Origin of the sequence: Burkholderia oklahomensis C6786, assembly GCF_000959365.1 — a bacterium.
GTDB classification, from domain to species: Bacteria; Pseudomonadota; Gammaproteobacteria; order Burkholderiales; family Burkholderiaceae; genus Burkholderia; species Burkholderia oklahomensis.
Map to the genome: position 1 here is coordinate 2994597 of NZ_CP009555.1, position 18395 is coordinate 3012991.

Below are 18395 nucleotides of genomic sequence, written 5' to 3' on the forward strand. Positions count from 1 at the left end.
CTCGGTTCGTCACGTTTGGGGATCAGCCGACGGCGCCTTCGAGCGACACCGCGAGCAACGCCTTCGCTTCGAGTGCGAATTCCATCGGCAGCGCTTCGAGCACGGCCTGGCAGAAGCCGCCGACGATGAGCGCCGTCGCTTCCTGCGGATCGATGCCGCGCTGCCGGCAATAGAAGAGGCGGTCTTCGGAGATGCGGGTCGTCGTCGCCTCGTGTTCGACGACGGCGTCGCGGCGTGCGCTCTCGACGTACGGGAACGTGTGCGCGCCGCACTGCGGGCCGATCAGCAGCGAGTCGCACTGCGTGTGGTTGCGCGCGCCCGCGGCGCCGCGCGCGACGCGCACGAGGCCGCGATAGCTGTTCTGAGCGCGGCCGGCGCTGATTCCCTTCGACACGATCCGGCTGCGCGTATTGCGGCCGAGATGGATCATCTTCGTGCCGGTATCGGCCTGCTGGCAGTGGTTCGACACGGCGATCGAATGGAATTCGCCGCTCGATTCGTCGCCGCGCAGCACGACGCTCGGATACTTCCACGTGATCGCGGATCCCGTTTCGATCTGCGTCCACGCGATGCGCGAGCGCGCGCCCGCGCAGAGTCCGCGCTTCGTCACGAAGTTGTAGATGCCGCCGACGCCGCGCGCGTCGCCCGGATACCAGTTCTGCACGGTCGAATACTTGATGTGCGCGTCGTCGTGCGCGACGAGCTCGACGACGGCCGCATGCAGCTGATGCTCGTCGCGCTGCGGCGCGGTGCAGCCTTCGAGATAGCTGACGTGGCTGCCGGGCTCGGCGATGATCAGCGTCCGTTCGAACTGGCCGGTGTTCTGCGCGTTGATCCGGAAGTACGACGACAGCTCCATCGGACAGCGCACGCCCTCCGGCACGTAGACGAACGAGCCGTCGGAGAACACGGCGGAGTTCAGCGCCGCGTAGAAATTGTCGGTGGGCGGCACGACGGTGCCGAGATAGCGCTCGATCAGCTCGGGATGGTGTTCGACCGCGTGCGAGAACGAGCAGAAGATCACGCCCGCTTCGGCGAGCTGCTCGCGAAACGTCGTGCCGACCGACACCGAGTCGAACACCGCGTCGACCGCGACGCCGGCGAGCCGCGCACGCTCGTGCAGCGGCACGTTGAGCTTCTCGTAGGTTTCGAGCAGCTTCGGGTCGACGTCGTCGAGACGCTTCGGCCGGTCCTTCAGCGATTTCGGCGCCGAATAGTACGACTGCGCCTGGAAGTCGATCGGCGCGATGCGCAGCTTGCCCCAATCGGGCGGCGACATCGTCAGCCAGTGCTCGAACGCGGCGAGCCGCCACTTCAGCAGGAATTCCGGTTCGCGCTTGCGGCGCGAAATCTCGCGGACGACGTTCTCGTCGAGACCGGGCGGCAGCGAGTCGGATTCGATGTCGGTCACGAATCCGTGCCGATACGATTGTTCGAGCGCTCGTGCGAGCGGCGTGGCTTGGTCGACGTTGAGCATGGGCGAATCCGTGTAGAGCAGGGCGGTCGCGATGATGCGGTTCGGAACGGAACGCGGGGCGCGACTCGATTCGATCTGGAATCTAATTGCTGTATATGTTATGCATCTATTTGGCGAGCCGCAAGCGATCGAGCGGAGACCCTGCTTCGAGTCGTGTCTTTACGATCTGAATGCGAGATGCGATGCGGGGCCGGATTGCACGCGCGATGAGCCGTGTCCCGTCAACGTGCAGTCACGCAGCACGGCGAGATACGCGCGGGATACCTGTTCGCGCGACCCGGTTTTTCGCAGGGCGTCGGGGTCGAGTTGGGCCGGATCGGAAAACGTTCGGAGTCCGTTTCGATTGGAGCGCGTGCCTCTCGTCGTTCGATCGATGCGCGGCATTCGACGCCCGCGCTGTTGCGGCGGAACCGCGCGGATGTCACGAGCCGGGCCGCGACGAATCGACGGTTCAACCCGCCTTGCCGTCGATGCGCGACGAAGTCAGGTAGCCGGTGTAGCGCAGCCCGTACGCGGCGAACGCCGCCACCCAGCATGCGCCTGCCAGATCCACCCAGACGCTCGTCGCGCCGGGCGCGAGCCACGGCCCGAACACGCGCACGAGCGCGGCCGCGATCAGCAGCCAGTAGCACACGATCTCGGCCGGCCCGGCGCGCAGCGGCCGGCCCGTATGCCCGAGCGCGGTGCGCGTGATCATCGCGACGATCGCGCAGCCGATCACGCCGACCGTCAGCGCATGAATCGCGAGCGAGTGCGGCACGACATCGAGTGCGGCAAGCGCGAGCATCGCGAAGCCGGCCGGCACCCACGCATACGCGACATGCAGGATCCACAGGATCGGCCGCGCGCCGACGCGCCACGGGCGCCAGCCGACGACGCGCATCGCGTGCAGCGCGGCCGCCGCGAACGCGATCGCGGCGACGAGCGCGGCGGGCAGGTCAGTCGCGTCCGCGCAGAGCGCGACCACGGTGACGGGCGCGGCCAACGTCTCGACGAACTTCCAGCGCTTCACCGTGAAGCCGGGAATCGCGTTCATCGTGAACATCGGGACGACGCGCCCCGCGATCACGACGACGAACAGCATGATGAAGCCGACGGCCGCATACGCGGCCTGCAGCGCGAGATCGAAGCGTCCATGCGCGGCCCACCAGTGAAAGAACATGTTCAGCACGCCGAACAGGAAGAGCGCGACGGTCAGGAACACGTTGCGATGGTTGCGCGCGGCGAGCAGCACGCGCAACAGGATGACTGCGGTGATCGGCAGGAATGCGGAGTCGACGACGGCGGCGAGCAGTTCGGGACCCGCCCAGACGAGAAGGCGTCCGGCCGCCCACAGCAGCCACAGCGCGGCGAGCTGCGCGCCATGCGGCGTATCGCGCGACGTCCACGCGCGGATTGCCGTGAGCAGAAAGCCGACGATGATCGCGGTCGAGAAGCCGAACACCATTTCGTGCACATGCCACACGAGGCCGCTCATGCCGGGCGACCGGCCGGCGACCGGATAGCCGTGCAGCGATGCGAGCCAGAGCGCGATCGAGACGACCCCGAAATACGCGCCGCCGAGATAGAACGGCCGGAACCCGAGCCGCAGCACCGGCAGGCCGGTGGGTTGTCGAGTCGGTTGATGGGTCGCGAGGGGGATCTTCACGTTGGCGCTCCATTTAAGATGCATTTATGATGTATCTTAATGTGCGAATCGATGCAGGTCCAACGTTTGTGCGCGGCGACGGGTCGCGATGTCGCGGTCGTCGCGAGCGATGCGGGCAGCCGAACACGGCTGGATTTGAACTGCGCGACCCCGGCCGTGCGCGACGCGTCAGTGGCGCTCCGGCGTTCTTCTGCGCCGCATGTTGCCGGCATCCGACATCGAACGCCGTTTTTGATCTGCATCAAACGATGATCAGGAAAACCGAGCATTAGCGCATTCGCGACGTAGCGACGCATGGCGCGGCCGGCGTCGCGCCGGATGCGCGCAAATGACGCGGCGTGCACAAAGTTTCGAAGCATGTGCGCGCCGCCGACGTGCTTCGCGCCGCCGACAACGATAGTTGGCGCGCGCCGCGCAATTTGTACGATGCGGAGAAAATTTCGATGTCGATGTCCGATGATTGATTTTATTCAAGTCTCGGGCCGATCGATCCGTATACAGCACTGAGACCGAAACGGTCGTCTCATCACATCGAAAAGGGGCAGGAATGAGCAAGCAACTATTTGGACCTGGAATGCGCGTGATGGCGCACTTGAAATTGCCCAGGAAGCTCGCGATTCTCGCCGTGCTGTTCCTGGTGCCGCTCGTCGCGGCGCTCTATGCGACGCTCGCCACCGCGCTTCACGCGTATGCGACGACGCAGAGCGAACGCGACGGCATCTCGATCCTCGAAACGACGCAGGATCTGCTGAAAGCGGTGCAGGTGCGGCGCGGCGCGGGTGCGTCGGTGCTCGCGGGCAACGACGCGATGCGAGCGAAGTTCGATGCAGCGAACGCAACCGCGGATCGCTTCGTGTCGACCTTGAAGCAGCAGGTGCGCGACACCGGCAGATTCGACGTCGTCGCGCCGGTCGACGCGCTCGCGAGCCAATATGCGAACGCGGCGACGGGCGGACTCGGCATGCCCGTCGCCGCGCTGTTCAATTCGCATACCGAAGTCATTCACTCGATCTTCCTGTTCGAGAAGGACCTCGCGGTCGCGTCGCAGCTCGGCGTCGATCCGGATGCATCGAACTATCACCTGATCGACTCGGTGCTGTTCGTGCTGCCGGGCACCGCCGAGACTGTCGGCGTGCTGCGCGGCAAGGGTTCGGCCGCGTTGAGCGGCGGCTCGTTCGGCGACGCCGACAAGCGTGAACTCGCGGTGCGCGCGGCCGGCCTCGCCGAGCAGATGAACGTGATCCGCCATCATCTCGAGCGGGTGAAAGCGGGGCTCGGCGGCAGCGGCGGCGCGCAGGCGCCGGACGGCGCCGATCTCGGCGCGGTCGCGGCATTTCAGCGCACCGTGGCGTCGCTCGCGAGCGGCGACGTGTCGATCGATGCGAAAACCTACTTCCAGCAAGGCACCGACGCGATCGACGCGCTATACCGCACGCACGGTGCGCTCGCGCAGCAATTGCGCGAGCGGCTCGCCGAGCGCGCGCACGCGGAGCAGACGAAGGTGGTCGCCGTCATGGCGTTGAGCGTCGCGCTCGTCGCGTGCGCGCTGTATCTCTTCGTCGCGTTCGCGATGTCGACGCACGACGACGTCGCGCAATTGTCCGGCTGCATGCGCGCGGTCGGCGACGGCGATCTGCGCGCGCGCCTCGAGGTGCGCGGGAGCGACGAGTTCGCGTTCATCAAGGACGGCTTCAACGCGTTGCTCGACGTCTGGGCGCAGACGCTGACCGAGACGCGGCGCGTCGCGGATTCCGTGATGGTCGGCAGCCAGCAGATCGCGGCCGGCAATCTCGATCTGTCGGGCCGCACCGAGACGCAAGCGGCATCGCTCGAGGAGACGGCCGCGAGCATGGAGGAGCTGACGTCGACGGTGCGCCACAACGCGTCGAACGCGTCGCATGCGAGCTCGCTGAGCGCCGAGGCGTCCGAGCGCGCGGCGGACACCAGCCGGATCGTGGGCCATGCGGTGTCGCTGATGACGAAGATTCACGACAGCTCGAACAAGATGGCGGAGATCGTGTCGGTGATCGAGGGCATCGCGTTCCAGACCAACATCCTCGCGCTGAACGCGGCCGTCGAGGCGGCGCGCGCGGGCGAGCAGGGCAAGGGCTTCGCGGTCGTCGCGGGCGAGGTGCGCGCGCTCGCGCATCGCAGCGCAACCGCAGCGAAGGACGTGAAGGCGCTGATCCACGAGTCGATCAGGCACGTGACCGACGGCGCGTCGCTGTTCAAGCGCGCGGACGATGCGATCCGCAGCGTGAACGCGTCGATCCGCAGCGTCGACACCGTGGTCAGCGAAATCGCGAAGGCGTCCGAGCAGCAGAGCGACGGGATCGAGCAGGTCAATGCGGCGATCACGCAGATGGACGAAGTGACGCAGCGCAACGCGGCGCTCGTCGAGGAATCGGCGGCCGCGAGCGCGTCGCTGCGCGAACAGGCCGAGCACATGGGCCAACTCGTCGGGCGCTTCGTGCTCGCGTAGCGGACGGACAGCCTTTCAGCGTACACGCGCGCCGCACCGCAAGCGGCGCGCGTGCAACGTCGGAGGTTGATATGCGTCAAGTCCGTCCGTGCCGCTCGCCCGACAATGGAACGCCGGCGTTTCGCGCGGCATGCCAGGGTACAAGCAGATGGACATCACGACGCATTCGAACGACGGCACGGATACGACCGCGCCCCTTCCCCATCACGACGTGTCCGCGTTCGCGGACGTTCAGATTTCCGAAGCGCTGATTCGGCGCTTCGATCGCCAAGGGCCGCGCTACACGTCGTATCCGACGGCCGACCGGTTTTCCGACACATTCGACGAGAACGCGTATCGCGAGCATCTGGCGCGCCGCGCGGCGGCCGAGCGCAATCCGCCGTTGTCGGTCTATCTGCACCTGCCGTTCTGCGAGTCGCTCTGCTATTTCTGCGCGTGCAACAAGATCATCACGCAGGACCATGGCCGGACGAGCGCTTACGTCGACTACCTGATCCGCGAAATGGAGCTCGTCGCGCCGCATCTCGGCCGCGACCGCGTGACGACGCAACTGCATCTCGGCGGCGGCACGCCGACGTTCTTCGCGATCGACGAGCTCGCGCGCCTGATGCGCGCGCTGCGCAGCCACTTCGATTTCGCGCCGCACGCGGAGCTCGGCGTCGAGATCGATCCGCGCACGGTCGACGCGCACACGCTGCAGGCGCTCGCGGAGCTCGGCTTCAACCGGACGAGCTTCGGCGTTCAGGATTTCGATCCGTCCGTTCAGGAGGCGGTGCATCGCATCCAGCCGCTGCCGATGGTCGAGCACGCGCTCGCCGCGAGCCGCGCGTCCGGCTTCGAGTCGATCAACATCGATCTGATCTACGGACTGCCGCGGCAGACGCCCGAGAGCTTCTCGCGCACGCTCGACGAGGTGATCCGGCTGTCGCCCGATCGCATCGCGGTCTACAACTACGCGCATCTGCCGAGCCGCTTCAAGGCGCAGCGCCTGATCGACGAGTCGGCGCTGCCGCTCGCCGAGGATCGGCTGCGCATCTTCATCGAATCGACGCGGCGGCTGCTCGATGCGGGATACGTGTACATCGGGCTCGATCATTTCGCGAAGCCGACCGACGAGCTGAGCAAGGCGTTGCGCGAACGCAGTCTTCATCGCAATTTCCAGGGCTATACGACGCAGGCCGAATGCGATCTGATCGGCTTCGGCATCTCGGCGATCGGCAAGGTCGGCGCATCGTACAGCCAGTCGACGCGTTCGCTGAAGACGTACTACCGTCATCTCGACGCCGGGCGCCTGCCGATCGAGCGCGGCTTCGCGCTGACGCCCGACGATCTGCTGCGGCGCGAAATCATCATGACGGTGATGTGCAGCACGCCGCTCGATTTCGCCGTGATCGGCCGCAAGCACGGCATCGACTTCGCACGGCATTTCGCGGCCGAGCTCGCGCAGCTCGAGCCGTATCGCGAAGCGGGCCTGCTGACGATCGACGCAAACCGAATCGCCATTACGCCGAAGGGGCGCATGTTCGTGCGTGCGATCGGCATGGTGTTCGACGGCTATCTCGGCCGGCCCGCCTCGGCGTCCTATTCGAAGCTGATCTAGTCAGGGGCCGTGATGAAAGAAAGCAAGATTCCCGTGCAGGACTTCCTCGCGCGATTGCCGCTCTTCAGCGCGCTTTCGCGCGGGGAGCTCGACAATCTCGCGCGCGGCACGATGCGCGTGCAGGCGCCGCGCGGGCAGACGGTGTTCAGCCGCGGCGATCCGTGCGGCGGCTTTCACATGATCGTCTACGGCCAGATCAAGCTGAGTTCGTTCTCGCCGCTCGGGATCGAGAAGATCGTGCGTCTGCTCGGGCCGGGCGACAGTTTCGGCGAGGCGGTGATGTTCATGGACAAGCCGTATGCGGTGACGGCGAAGACGCTCACCGACACGCTGCTGCTGCACGTGACGAAGACCGCCGTGATCGAGGAGCTCGATCACAATCCGGTGTTCGCGCGCAGGATGCTCGCGAGCCTCAGCATGCGGCTGCATCAGTTGGTCGTCGACGTCGAGACGTATTCGCTGCGCTCGGGAACGCAGCGCGTGATCAGCTATCTGCTCGAACAGACCGACGCGCCTGCGGAATCCGGCCTGCAGATTCGCCTCGAGACGGGCAAGAAGGCGATCGCGTCGCGGCTGAACCTCACGCCGGAGCATTTCTCGCGCGTGCTGCGCGATCTGTGCACGCGCGAGCTCGTCGTCGTCAACGGTCGCGACATCTTCATTCCCGACGTGAGCCGGTTACGCTCGGAGATGCAGTACTGACGCGCTTCGTCGCCGGATTTGCACGTAGCGCCGCAGTGCGCCGAGCATGTTGACGGCGAGCCAGCCGGCCGACACGCCGAGCGCGACGGCGGCCGGCCGCGCGAACGCGCCGGGCGCGACGCTCGCGGCGACGAGCAGCAGCAGCGCCACGACATGCGCGAAGAATTGCTTGCGGGCGACGCGGTCCGGCAGCATGTCCTTGACCTTCGGCATCGCGGGAATGGCGTTCGCACTCGACTTCTGCGCGTGATGCCACAGCAGGAACGGGATGATCTTGTAGAGCATGCCGTTGATCGCCGACCATGCGCCGCCCATCATCAGCAGCACGCCGGTCGTGACCGCGACGTCGCGGCCGCCGATGCCCGCATTCGCGATCCAGAGCAGACCGCCGCATCCGACGCTTGCCGTCGCAGTGCGCCAGAACAGCGTCGTCGTATCGGCGTCGGGACGCTTGCGGGTCCACAGCAGATGAAACGTCAGCGCCGCGAATGCCGCGTACGCCGCATATAGCGCGATTCGAACCGCATCGGCGGCGAAGCCGATGCGATTGGCAAAACCGAATGCGGTGATCGATGCCGCGCCAAGCAGCGCGAACACACATGGGCCGAGCCAGCGCGTGACGATGCGCGGATAGGGTTCGGTCACCTGGAACATCGGGATGAGCTGATACGAGATGCCGATCGTCAGCAGCCCGACCCATCCGGCGAGCCCCCAGGTCGCGTGCAGATCGACGAGCGCGATCGAGAAGAAGGGCAGACGCCAGCCGAGCGCGAGCCCGAGCGATACGCCGAGCGCGACGGTCGCCGCGAGCGCGATCAATGCGAGGCGCACGGTGCGCAGCACGCTCGCGGCGCCGGCCGGCATGCGCCGCCAGTGGCGCGCGAAGCCGATCCCGCATGCGATCGCGAACCAGAGGAACGCCGCGCCGAGCATGAACGCGGCGGGCGCGAACAACGCAGGCGCCGCGCATGCGAACGCCGCCGCGAGCAGCAGCGTGCCGAGCGTCAGGCACGCATGAATCGCGGTCGCGCTCGCGACGGGTGATGCGATCCGGATGCCGGCTGCGACGGACATGATCTGGATCATCGTCGTCGCGAGCATGCCGAGCGCGCACAGATGCGCGACCGCCAGCGCATGCGGCGACCAGCGCGACGCGAACGCCTCCGGTCCCGCCCACAGCAGCAGGCCCGCCGCGACGATCGCGAAGAGCGGCGCGCTGACGAAGAAGCGCAGCGGCGCGCTCAGTGCGGGGGAATGGTCGAGTTCGAGTTTGCGCTGCATGACGGGGAAGGTGCGGGCCGAGCGCGGCGTCGAGAACGCGCGCGGCGGCCGTTGCGCACAGCCGCGACACGAACGCGCGGCGACGCAACGCAGCCATGTTTCGGTATTCTGATCATAACCCCGGTCAGGGCTACGACCCGGACAGAGATCTTGACGCGGATTAAGGCGGCGGAAGCGGTTTCGGCCGCACACTTACGCACCGGGCGTAAGCCGCCCCTTTCAGGAATTCGCCGTGTCCGCCGTCAAAACCGCAATCGAAAATCTCGTGATCAAGGGCAGGCCGTTGCTGCCGATTGTGCAAGGCGGGATGGGCGTCGGCGTGTCCGCGCATCGCCTTGCCGGCACCGTCGCGTCGCTCGGCGCATGCGGCACGATCTCGAGCGTCGATCTGCGTCGACATCACCCCGACCTGATGGCGCGCACCGGCCGCTCGCGCGACCGCGCGCTCATCGACGCGGCGAATCGCGAAGCGCTGGATCGCGAGATCCATGCGGCGAAGTCGCTCGCGAACGGCCGCGGACTCGTCGCCGTCAACGTGATGCGCGCGTTGTCCGAATATGCGTCGTACGTGCGCCAGTCGTGCGAAAGCGGCGCGCATGCGGTCGTCGTCGGCGCGGGCCTGCCGCTCGACTTGCCGGAGCTGACCGCTGATTTTCCCGACGTCGCGCTGATTCCGATCCTGTCGGATGCACGTGGGATCGGACTCGTGCTGAAGAAGTGGATGCGCAAGAACCGTTTGCCCGACGCCGTCGTCATCGAGAATCCGCGCTACGCGGCGGGCCACCTCGGCGCGCCGACGACGGACAGCCTGAACAATCCGAATTTCGCCTTTCGCGCCGTGCTCGAAGGCACGTTCGAACTGTTCAAGGCACTCGGCATCGAGCGTGAACGCATTCCGCTCATCGCGGCGGGCGGCATCCACAGCCATGAGCAGGTGCGACAGCTGTTCGCGCTCGGCGCGAGCGCGGTGCAGCTCGGCACGCCGTTCGCCGTGACGCAAGAGGGCGATGCGCATCCGAACTTCAAGAAGGTGCTCGTCGAAGCGGGGCCCGACGACATCGTCACGTTCATGAGCGTCGCGGGCTTGCCCGCGCGCGCGGTGCGCACCCCGTGGCTCACGAATTATCTGGAACGGGAGAAGAAGCTGCAGCGCGCGGCGAAGCCGCGCAAGTGCGTCGTCGGCTTCGACTGCCTGCAGCAGTGCGGGCTGCGCGACGGCATCGCGAAGCACGGCCAGTTCTGCATCGATACGCGGCTCGCGTTCGCGCTCGCGGGCGACATCAAGCGCGGCCTGTTCTTCCGCGGCTCGGAAACGCTGCCGTTCGGTCACGAGATCCGTTCCGCGCGCGAGCTGATCGACTATCTGCTGACGGGCGCGAAGCCCGCGATCGCCGTAGCCGAAACGCCCAAGCCGGCTCAAGTGCCGCTGCCCGCGCTGGGCTGACGGCGCTTCGACGCGGGCGATGTCCATCCCTGCCGCTCGACGGCGTGCCGCGAGCGGTTTCTCCTCTCTTTGATGGAGACGTCATGCTATGACGCAAAGCAGTCACTCCGCGGCCGACGCCGCGCAAATCGAACTGGTGTGTCCCGCGGGCAGCCTGCCCGCGCTGAAGGCCGCGGTCGACAACGGCGCGGACTGCGTGTATCTCGGCTTTCGCGACGCGACGAACGCACGCAATTTCGCGGGCCTGAACTTCGATGCGCAGGCGATCGACACGGGCATCCGCTACGCGCACGATCGCGGCTGCAAGGTGCTCGTCGCGCTCAACACGTATCCGCAGCCCGACGGCTGGACGGCCTGGCAGGAGGCGGTCGGTCGCGCGGCGGACGCGGGCGTCGACGCGATCATCGTCGCCGATCCGGGGCTCATGCGCTTCGCGCACCGGCGCTATCCGGAGCTGCGGCTGCATCTGTCGGTGCAGGGCTCCGCGACGAACCACGAGGCGATCAACTTCTATCACGAGCATTTCGGCATCGCGCGCGCGGTGCTGCCGCGCGTGCTGTCGCTCGCGCAGGTCGAGCAGGTCGCCGAGAACACGCCGGTCGAGATCGAGGTGTTCGGCTTCGGCAGCCTGTGCGTGATGGTCGAGGGGCGTTGCGCGCTGTCGTCGTACGCGACGGGCGAATCGCCGAACACGCGGGGCGTGTGCTCGCCCGCGAAGTCCGTGCGCTGGCAGAAGACGCCGGACGGCCTCGAATCGCGGCTGAACGGCGTGCTGATCGACCGTTACGCGGACGGCGAGAATGCCGGCTATCCGACGCTCTGCAAAGGGCGCTTCACGGTCGAGGACGAAAGCTATTACGCGATCGAGGAGCCGACGAGCCTGAACACGCTGGAGTTGCTGCCGAAGCTGATGCGGATCGGCGTGCGCGCGATCAAGATCGAAGGGCGGCAGCGCAGTCCCGCGTATGTCGCCCAAGTGACGCGCGTGTGGCGCGACGCGATCGATCAGTGTGCGGCGAATCTCGCGCGCTACTACGTGAAGCCCGCCTGGATGACGGAATTGAACAAGGTCGCGGAAGGGCAGCAGCATACGCTCGGCGCCTACCACCGGCCGTGGAAATGAAACGCACGACGGCGCATGCCTGATTGCGGGAGCGAGGATCATGAAAATTGCTTTGGGGCCGGTACAGTACTACTGGCCGCGCGTCGCGACGATGCAGTTCTATCAGGCGATGTCGGAGACGCCCGTCGACATCGTCTATCTCGGCGAGACGGTCTGTTCGCGCCGTCACGAATTGCGCTTCGCGGACTGGCTCGAGATCGCCGACATGCTGGCCGCGGCCGGCAAGGAAGTCGTGCTGTCGACACAAGTGCTGCTCGAATCGGGCCGCGATCTGAAGACGATGCGCGAGATCGCCGAGAACGGCCGCTATCTGGTCGAGGCGAACGACATGGGCGCCGTGCGCTGCAGCGCGCCGCGCGCATTCGTCGCAGGCCCGTGGCTCAACGTCTACAACCCGCCGACGCTCGCGCTGCTCGCGGAGCTCGGCGCGCGCCGCTGGGTGATGCCGCCCGAGATGAGCGAAGCGGGCCTCGCGAGGATGCAGGCCGAGCGGCCGGAGCATCTGCAGACCGAAGTGTTCGCCTACGGGCGCATTCCGCTCGCGTTCTCCGCACGCTGCTTCACCGCGCGGAATCGCAATTTCCCGAAGGACAACTGCCAGTACGTGTGCATGGAGCATCCGGACGGCTTGCCGCTGCATACGCGCGAAGGCGAGTCGTTCCTCGTGCTCAACGGCATCTCGACGCAGTCCGCGCGCGTCTACAACCTGATCGGCGAGATCGACGCGCTGCGTGCGCGGAACGTCGACGTCTTGAGGTTGAGCCCGCAATCGCAGCACATGGCCGACGTGATCGACGCGTTCCACGGCATCCTGAACGGCCGCACGAGCGCGCACGACGCGCTCGCGGCGCTGCACGAACGGATGCCGGAGACGTCGTGCAACGGCTACTGGCACGGCAAGCCGGGCCTCGAGCGCGTCGCACATTGAAACCGCGGCGCGGCGTGCGCCGCGCCGCTTCCGATTGGTTTGTGAGGAATCCGCGATGAATGCCCCGATCTTTCAATTGCCGCCCGCGCTCGGCAAGCTGCTGTCGAAATTGCCCGCGTATCCGGGATCGTTGCTGCTCGCGGGCGGGATCAATCTCGTGCTGCGCAAGCACTTGCCCGCGGAAACGCTTGCGTTGCTCGAAAATCGTCCGCTGCGCATCCAGGTGAAGGATGCGGGTATCGCATTCGATTTCGTCTGCCGGCGCGGCGCGTTCTCGCCGCTGCCCGGCCGAGGCGACGTCGACCTGACGATCGGCGCGACCGCCTACGATTTCTATTTGCTGTCGCAGCGCCGCGAAGATCCGGATACATTGTTCTTCAGCCGGCGTCTGACGATGGAAGGCGATACCGAACTCGGACTGCTCGTGAAGAACTCGCTCGACGCGATCGATCTGTCCGTGTTTGCGCTCGAACAATGGCTGCCGGCGCGGCTGTTCCGCCAGCGGCCGATCGAGCGCGGCGGGATGTCCGGCTGACATACGCGCGCGAACCGAGCGGCCAGTCGATCAGGAGACCGGAATGAAGAACGAAACGAAAGCGCTGCCGCTCGTCTATTCCTGCTCGGGATGTTCGAATGTCGCGCAGCTCGCGAATCACGTTGCGGTGCGGCTCGACCGCGGCGGCGACGCGGAGATGTCGTGCATCGCGGGCGTCGGCGGCGACGTGCCGTCGCTGTTGAAGGTCGCGCATTCGGGCCGGCCGATGCTCGCGATCGACGGTTGCCCGCTCGTGTGCGCGAAGAGGAGCCTCGAGCGGCACGGGATCGTTCCGGATGCGCATTTGCAGCTCGGCGAACATGGCGTCAGGAAGCGTTTTCACGAGGATTTCGATCCGGACGATGCGAAGCGCATTCTTTCGCTTGCGCGGAGCGAGGCATTGAAGCTTGCGCAAGACGAGCCCGAGCCGGCGCGCGTCGATATGGACGCCGACGCCGAACTGCACGACGAGGTCTGATCGACGCCGAGCGAGGCGCGATCGGCTCGTCGGCTATCCGGGTCGATCGGTAATCGATCGGCGGCGAAGCATCGCTATTGCCACTGGGCGCGCGCCGGCCGATTCAACCGCGGCGAATCGAGAAATTCGCAAACAGACGATCGAGCCGCTCGAGCAGCGCATCGCTCGGATAGCCGGCGCGCGACGCCGCATTTAGCGTATCGTCGTCGCATCCTTGCGTGCGGAACACTTGCAGCACGTAATTCTCGACACCGAGATCCGCGAGCTCGTGCGCGATGCGCAGCAGCGCCGGCTCGGGCAGCAGGCCGGGATGCGCGGTCGTCCGGCATTCGTACGCAACGCGGCTTGCGAGCACCGCTTCGAGGCTTTGCCGCGCATGGCCGCCGCTCGCGCGCACGCGCGTCGTGCGCGCGTAGTCGTCGAACGGTGCCTTCACGTCGAGCCCGATCCAGTCGAGCGACGGCAGCAGATGCGCGAGCCGCCGCGGATGCGTGCCCGCGCTATGCATGCCGACCTTGAAGCCGAGCCGCTTGACGTCGTCGATCGACGCGGCGAGCGCGGGATCGATCGACGGCTCGCCGCCGCTGAACACGACTGCGTCGATCAGGCCGATCCGGCGCGCGAGGAACGCGAGCAGGGCGTTCCACTCGATCTCGGCCGGTTGCGAGCGCGCCTGCAGGTGCGGATTGTGGCAATACCCGCAGCGCCACGGGCAGCCCTGCACGAACACGACCGCAGCGAACTGGCCGGGATAATCGGTCGCGGTGAACGGGACGAGCCCGCCCACCTTGAGCGGATGACGCCGGGCGAGAGCGAGATTCATCGCGCGAGCGGTGCGTTTACGCCGCGGCGCGCATCGCGACTTCGCCGGACTCGCGCTCGCGGAAATACCGGCGCTCGTGGAACTCGCCTTTCTTGCCGACGTTGAACGACGACACGGGACGGTGGTAGCCCATCACGCGGGTCCAGATCTCGCACGGTTGACGCTCGTCGTCGGACAGCGAGATCGCAGCGAGGGCGCTTGGGTTCTTGGCTTGCAGTATCGTCATGATGTTCAGGCTTCCATCGGTTGGGGTTGAGACAATTTGCGATGCAGCAGCGCTTCGTCGCACTTCGGGCAAAACTTGTGGCTGCCGGCGAGATAGCCGTGCGTCGGGCAGATCGAGAACGTCGGCGTGACGGTCAGATACGGCAGCGAGAAGCGGGTGAGCGCGCGCCTGACGAGCGTCCGGCACGCATCGGCGGACGACAGCGCCTCGGTCATGTAGAGGTGCAGCACCGTGCCGCCCGTGTACTTGCGCTGCAGATCGTCCTGGCGCTCGAGCGCCTCGAACGGATCGTCGGTGAAGCCCACCGGGAGCTGCGACGAGTTCGTGTAGTACGGCATCTGCGGCGTGCCTGCCTGCAGGATGTCCGGATAGCGGCGGCGGTCTTCCTTCGCGAAGCGATATGTCGTGCCTTCGGCGGGCGTCGCTTCGAGGTTGTACATGTGGCCGGTCTCTTCCTGATATTCGACGATGCGCGCGCGCACGTGGTCGAGCAGCCGCAGCGCGAACGCGTGGCCCCAGTCGGTCGTCATGTCGTGCTCGTCGTGCGTGAAGTTGCGGATCATCTCGTTGACGCCGTTGACGCCGAGTGTCGAGAAATGATTGCGCAGCGTGCCGAGATAACGCTTCGTGTACGGGAAGAGCCCGTTGTCCATGTGATGCTGGATCACGTCGCGCTTGATCTCGAGACTGGCCTTGCCATGGTCGAGCAGCGTGTCGAGCCGCGCGAACAGCGCGCGCTCGTCGCCCGCGTGCAGATAGCCGAGTCGCGCGCAATTCACGGTGACGACGCCGATCGACCCCGTCTGCTCGGCCGAGCCGAAGAGCCCGTTGCCGCGCTTCATCAGCTCGCGCAGGTCGAGCTGAAGCCGGCAGCACATCGAGCGGATCATGTTCGGCTTCAGCTCCGAATTGATGAAATTCTGGAAGTACGGCAGCCCGTAGCGTGCGGTCATCTCGAACAGGCGCTCGGCGTTCGGACTGTGCCAGTCGAAATCGGCCGTGATGTTGTACGTCGGGATCGGGAACGTGAACGCGCGGCCCGCCGCGTCGCCCGCCTGCATCACTTCGATGTACGCCTGGTTGATCATGTCCATTTCGGCCTGCAGATCGCCGTACGTGAACGGCATCTCGTCGCCGGCGATCACGGGCACCTGCTCGCGCAGATCGTCGGGGCAGATCCAGTCGAACGTCAGGTTCGTGAACGGCGTCTGCGTGCCCCAGCGCGACGGCACGTTCAGGTTGTAGATCAGTTCCTGGACATACTGCCGGACTTCGGCGTAGGTGAGCGCGTCGCGGCGCACGAACGGCGCCATGTACGTATCGAACGAACTGAACGCCTGCGCGCCCGCCCACTCGTTCTGCAGCGTGCCGAGGAAATTCACGATCTGGCCGACCGCGCTCGACATGTGCTTCGGCGGCCCCGACTCGACCTTGCCGGGCACGCCGTTCAGTCCTTCGGCGAGCAGCGTGCGCAGCGACCAGCCCGCGCAGTAGCCGGACAGCATGTCGAGATCGTGGATGTGCAGATCCGCGTCGCGATGCGCTTCGCCGATTTCGCTCGGATAGACGTGGCTCAGCCAGTAATTCGCGATCACCTTGCCGGACACGTTCAGGATCAGGCCGCCGAGCGAGTAGCCCTGGTTCGCGTTCGCGTTGACGCGCCAGTCCTGCCGGTCCAGGTATTCGTTGATCGACGTCTCGACGTCGATCAACGGCTTGTCGCGCGACGCCGGGTTCGACGCGGCGGAAGGGAGCGTGGTCTCGGACAACGTGGGCCTCTTTCGTTGATGGCACAAAATATTGTGACGAGGTGAATGCTAAATACCAGATGTTGTATGGGTCAACGGCGATCCGGCGAAGTTTGGCGCGCGCTTGACGGCGATTAAGGCGCGGCGAATTAGGGCTGCGACATCGGCGACCGGGTTGCGCGGATCGGAGGGGCGAGGGAGGAGCGGATGGCCGAGTTTGTCGCGCTGCCTCGGCAGGACGACTTCGGCGCGCGTCGAACGGACGCTTGTCGGCGCGTGCGCGTTGCCGATGCACGAGCGTCCGACATCCGAACGCGAGCGAAGCATGAACAACGAATCGAGGGCGCGCTTCGCACGCATGCGATGTCATGCAGGCCGATTTTCCGTCGACGATGAGTGGCCTAGGGTCGGGCACGTTCGCGCATCATGCTGTCGGTGATGAACGAGCGAAGAGACCGGCTCGCCGCGGCCGCAGCCGCGCGACGAACGACGAGCGATGAACGACGAACGACGAACGACGAACGATCCGCCTTCGATGAACGGCGGGCGCCCCGCGTTCGGCGCAACGACGAGCGAGGTTGTCGAAAGTGAGCGAGCGTGCCGCGCGCAACCGTCGCGCGGCACGCTTACTTGCCGGGTTTCGCGTCCGAACCGGATGGAATCATGCCGGGCGACGTCAGGCGGCCGGCATAGCGCGCCAGATAGACGACCAGCGCGGCGGACCACCCGATGCCGGCGACGACGAGCCATTGGGCGGTCGCGGCGGGGGCGAGCCACGGCCCGAGTATGCGCGCGAGCGTGGCGACGATCAGGAGCCCGTAGCAGACGCGTTCGGCGGCTCGTGCGACCTGTTCGCGTCCCGTGTGCTCGAGCGCAGTGCGCGTGATCATGCCGACGATCGCGCAGCCGATCGCGCCCGTCGTGAACGTGTGCAGCGCGAGCGAATGCGCGACGAGCCCATACGCGCTCAAGCCGATCAGTGCGAAGCCGGCCGCGATCGACGCATACGCGACGTGCAGGATCGACAGCATCGGCCGCCGCCCGACCGCCCAGAAGCGCCAGCCGACGAGCCGCGCCGCGTGCAGCGCGGCGGCCGTCCACGCGAGCGCGGCGATCGCCCAGGCGGGTGCGCCGGCCGCATCGACCACGAGCGCCGCCAACGTGACCGACATCACCGACGATTCGACGATCCGCCACTGCTTCACCGGCAACCGGGGCAGCGCGGCGGCCGTGATCGACGGGATGATGCGGCCGCCGATGATGACGATGAAGAGCACGAGGAAACCCGCGGCAAGATCGGCGCAGCGCAGCGCCCATGCGGCGTGTCCTTGCCGGACCCACAAGTGAAATAGCGCGTTGAGCACGGCGAGCATGCCGAGCGCGACGGGCAGGAAGATCCCGTGGCGATTCTTCGCGCCGACCAGCGCGCGGACGAGCGCATAGGCGACCGCAGGCAGGAACGCGATGTCGACGGCCGCCGCGATCCATCCGGGGCCCGTCCACATCAGCACGCGGCCCGCGAGCCACAGCAGCCACAGCGCGACGAGCGACGGGCCTTGCGCGGGATTCGTCGACGTCCACGTGCGCACCGACGTCAGCAGGAAGCCGGACACGATCGCACCGGCGAAGCCGAAGATCATTTCGTGTGCGTGCCAGAAAAGGCCGCTCATCGGTGGCGCGTGGCCTGCCCAGTCGCGGCCCGCGAGCGCGCCGAGCCATGCGAGCATCGCGATCGCGCCGAAGCATGCGCCGCCGAGATAGAAGGGCCGGAAGCCGGTCGACCACAGCGCGCTGCGGCGGCCGTCAGGCTGCGCGAGCGCGTTGCGGTCCGTCGAGCGGGCGAGCAGCATGACGTTCCCCTTTTCGATATGTTGCTTTATAAATGCATCATATAGAACAA

General features: G+C 66.5%; 15 protein-coding genes. 8 read left to right on the forward strand and 7 right to left on the reverse strand.

Annotated features, from left to right (window positions below):
* Positions 1-22: 22 nt before the first annotated feature.
* Positions 23-1477, reverse strand: coding sequence for a Fe-S cluster assembly protein SufB (gene sufB / locus BG90_RS13565; RefSeq protein ID WP_010116313.1), 1455 nt, complete (start codon positions 1475-1477; stop codon positions 23-25).
* A 451-nt stretch (positions 1478-1928) separates the two neighbouring features.
* Positions 1929-3125 carry an NnrS family protein gene (locus BG90_RS13570; protein ID WP_010116312.1) on the reverse strand — a complete coding sequence of 399 codons (1197 nt, stop codon included), beginning with the start codon at positions 3123-3125 and terminating at the stop codon, positions 1929-1931.
* Between the two features lie 547 nt (positions 3126-3672).
* Here BG90_RS13570 and BG90_RS13575 point away from each other — a divergent pair.
* The 3 genes from BG90_RS13575 to BG90_RS13585 all read left to right on the forward strand — a co-directional run bounded on the left by BG90_RS13575 (position 3673) and on the right by BG90_RS13585 (position 7909).
* Positions 3673-5607, forward strand: coding sequence for a methyl-accepting chemotaxis protein (locus tag BG90_RS13575; protein ID WP_010116310.1), 1935 nt, complete (start codon positions 3673-3675; stop codon positions 5605-5607).
* Between the two features lie 148 nt (positions 5608-5755).
* Positions 5756-7207 (forward strand): oxygen-independent coproporphyrinogen III oxidase, encoded by a 1452-nt coding sequence (hemN, locus tag BG90_RS13580; protein WP_010116309.1) that lies wholly within the window; start codon positions 5756-5758, stop codon positions 7205-7207.
* Positions 7208-7219: 12 nt separating this feature from the next.
* Positions 7220-7909: a Crp/Fnr family transcriptional regulator gene (locus tag BG90_RS13585; RefSeq protein ID WP_010116308.1), complete on the forward strand. Its 690-nt coding sequence runs from the start codon at positions 7220-7222 to the stop codon at positions 7907-7909.
* Here BG90_RS13585 and BG90_RS13590 read toward each other — a convergent pair.
* Entirely contained in the window at positions 7886-9190 is a 1305-nt protein-coding gene (locus BG90_RS13590; protein WP_010116307.1) for a hypothetical protein, read from the reverse strand. The two genes, BG90_RS13585 and BG90_RS13590, sit on opposite strands and share 24 nt — an antisense overlap.
* 232 nt (positions 9191-9422) lie before the next feature.
* Here BG90_RS13590 and BG90_RS13595 point away from each other — a divergent pair, with 232 nt between their 5' ends.
* The 5 genes from BG90_RS13595 (at position 9423) to BG90_RS13615 (ending at position 13698) form a co-directional block, all read left to right on the forward strand.
* A complete protein-coding gene (locus tag BG90_RS13595; protein ID WP_010116306.1) occupies positions 9423-10634 on the forward strand; it encodes an NAD(P)H-dependent flavin oxidoreductase in 1212 nt (403 codons plus the stop codon).
* 88 nt (positions 10635-10722) lie between these two features.
* A complete protein-coding gene (gene ubiU, locus BG90_RS13600; RefSeq protein WP_010105165.1) occupies positions 10723-11757 on the forward strand; it encodes a ubiquinone anaerobic biosynthesis protein UbiU in 1035 nt (344 codons plus the stop codon).
* 40 nt (positions 11758-11797) lie between these two features.
* Complete coding sequence (locus BG90_RS13605; RefSeq protein ID WP_010105161.1) at positions 11798-12685, forward strand: U32 family peptidase; 888 nt, start codon at positions 11798-11800, stop codon at positions 12683-12685.
* Between the two features lie 55 nt (positions 12686-12740).
* A complete protein-coding gene (gene ubiT / locus BG90_RS13610) occupies positions 12741-13220 on the forward strand; it encodes a ubiquinone anaerobic biosynthesis accessory factor UbiT (RefSeq protein WP_010116305.1) in 480 nt (159 codons plus the stop codon).
* Positions 13221-13263: 43 nt separating this feature from the next.
* On the forward strand, positions 13264-13698 hold the full coding sequence (locus tag BG90_RS13615; protein WP_010116304.1) for a putative zinc-binding protein: 435 nt from the start codon (positions 13264-13266) through the stop codon (positions 13696-13698).
* 103 nt (positions 13699-13801) lie between these two features.
* On the opposite strand, the gene BG90_RS13620 is transcribed toward BG90_RS13615, so the two are convergent.
* The 4 genes from BG90_RS13620 to BG90_RS13635 all read right to left on the reverse strand — a co-directional run bounded on the left by BG90_RS13620 (position 13802) and on the right by BG90_RS13635 (position 18345).
* Positions 13802-14521, reverse strand: a complete 720-nt coding sequence (locus BG90_RS13620) for an anaerobic ribonucleoside-triphosphate reductase activating protein (RefSeq protein ID WP_010116303.1) — start codon at positions 14519-14521, stop codon at positions 13802-13804.
* 16 nt (positions 14522-14537) lie between these two features.
* Positions 14538-14750 (reverse strand): anaerobic ribonucleoside-triphosphate reductase, encoded by a 213-nt coding sequence (gene nrdD, locus BG90_RS37730; RefSeq protein WP_025989915.1) that lies wholly within the window; start codon positions 14748-14750, stop codon positions 14538-14540.
* Positions 14751-14752: 2 nt separating this feature from the next.
* Positions 14753-16516 carry a ribonucleoside triphosphate reductase gene (locus BG90_RS13630; protein WP_010116302.1) on the reverse strand — a complete coding sequence of 588 codons (1764 nt, stop codon included), beginning with the start codon at positions 16514-16516 and terminating at the stop codon, positions 14753-14755.
* A gap of 605 nt (positions 16517-17121) precedes the next feature.
* Positions 17122-18345 carry an NnrS family protein gene (locus BG90_RS13635; RefSeq protein ID WP_010105155.1) on the reverse strand — a complete coding sequence of 408 codons (1224 nt, stop codon included), beginning with the start codon at positions 18343-18345 and terminating at the stop codon, positions 17122-17124.
* Between the last annotated feature and the right edge of the window lie 50 nt (positions 18346-18395).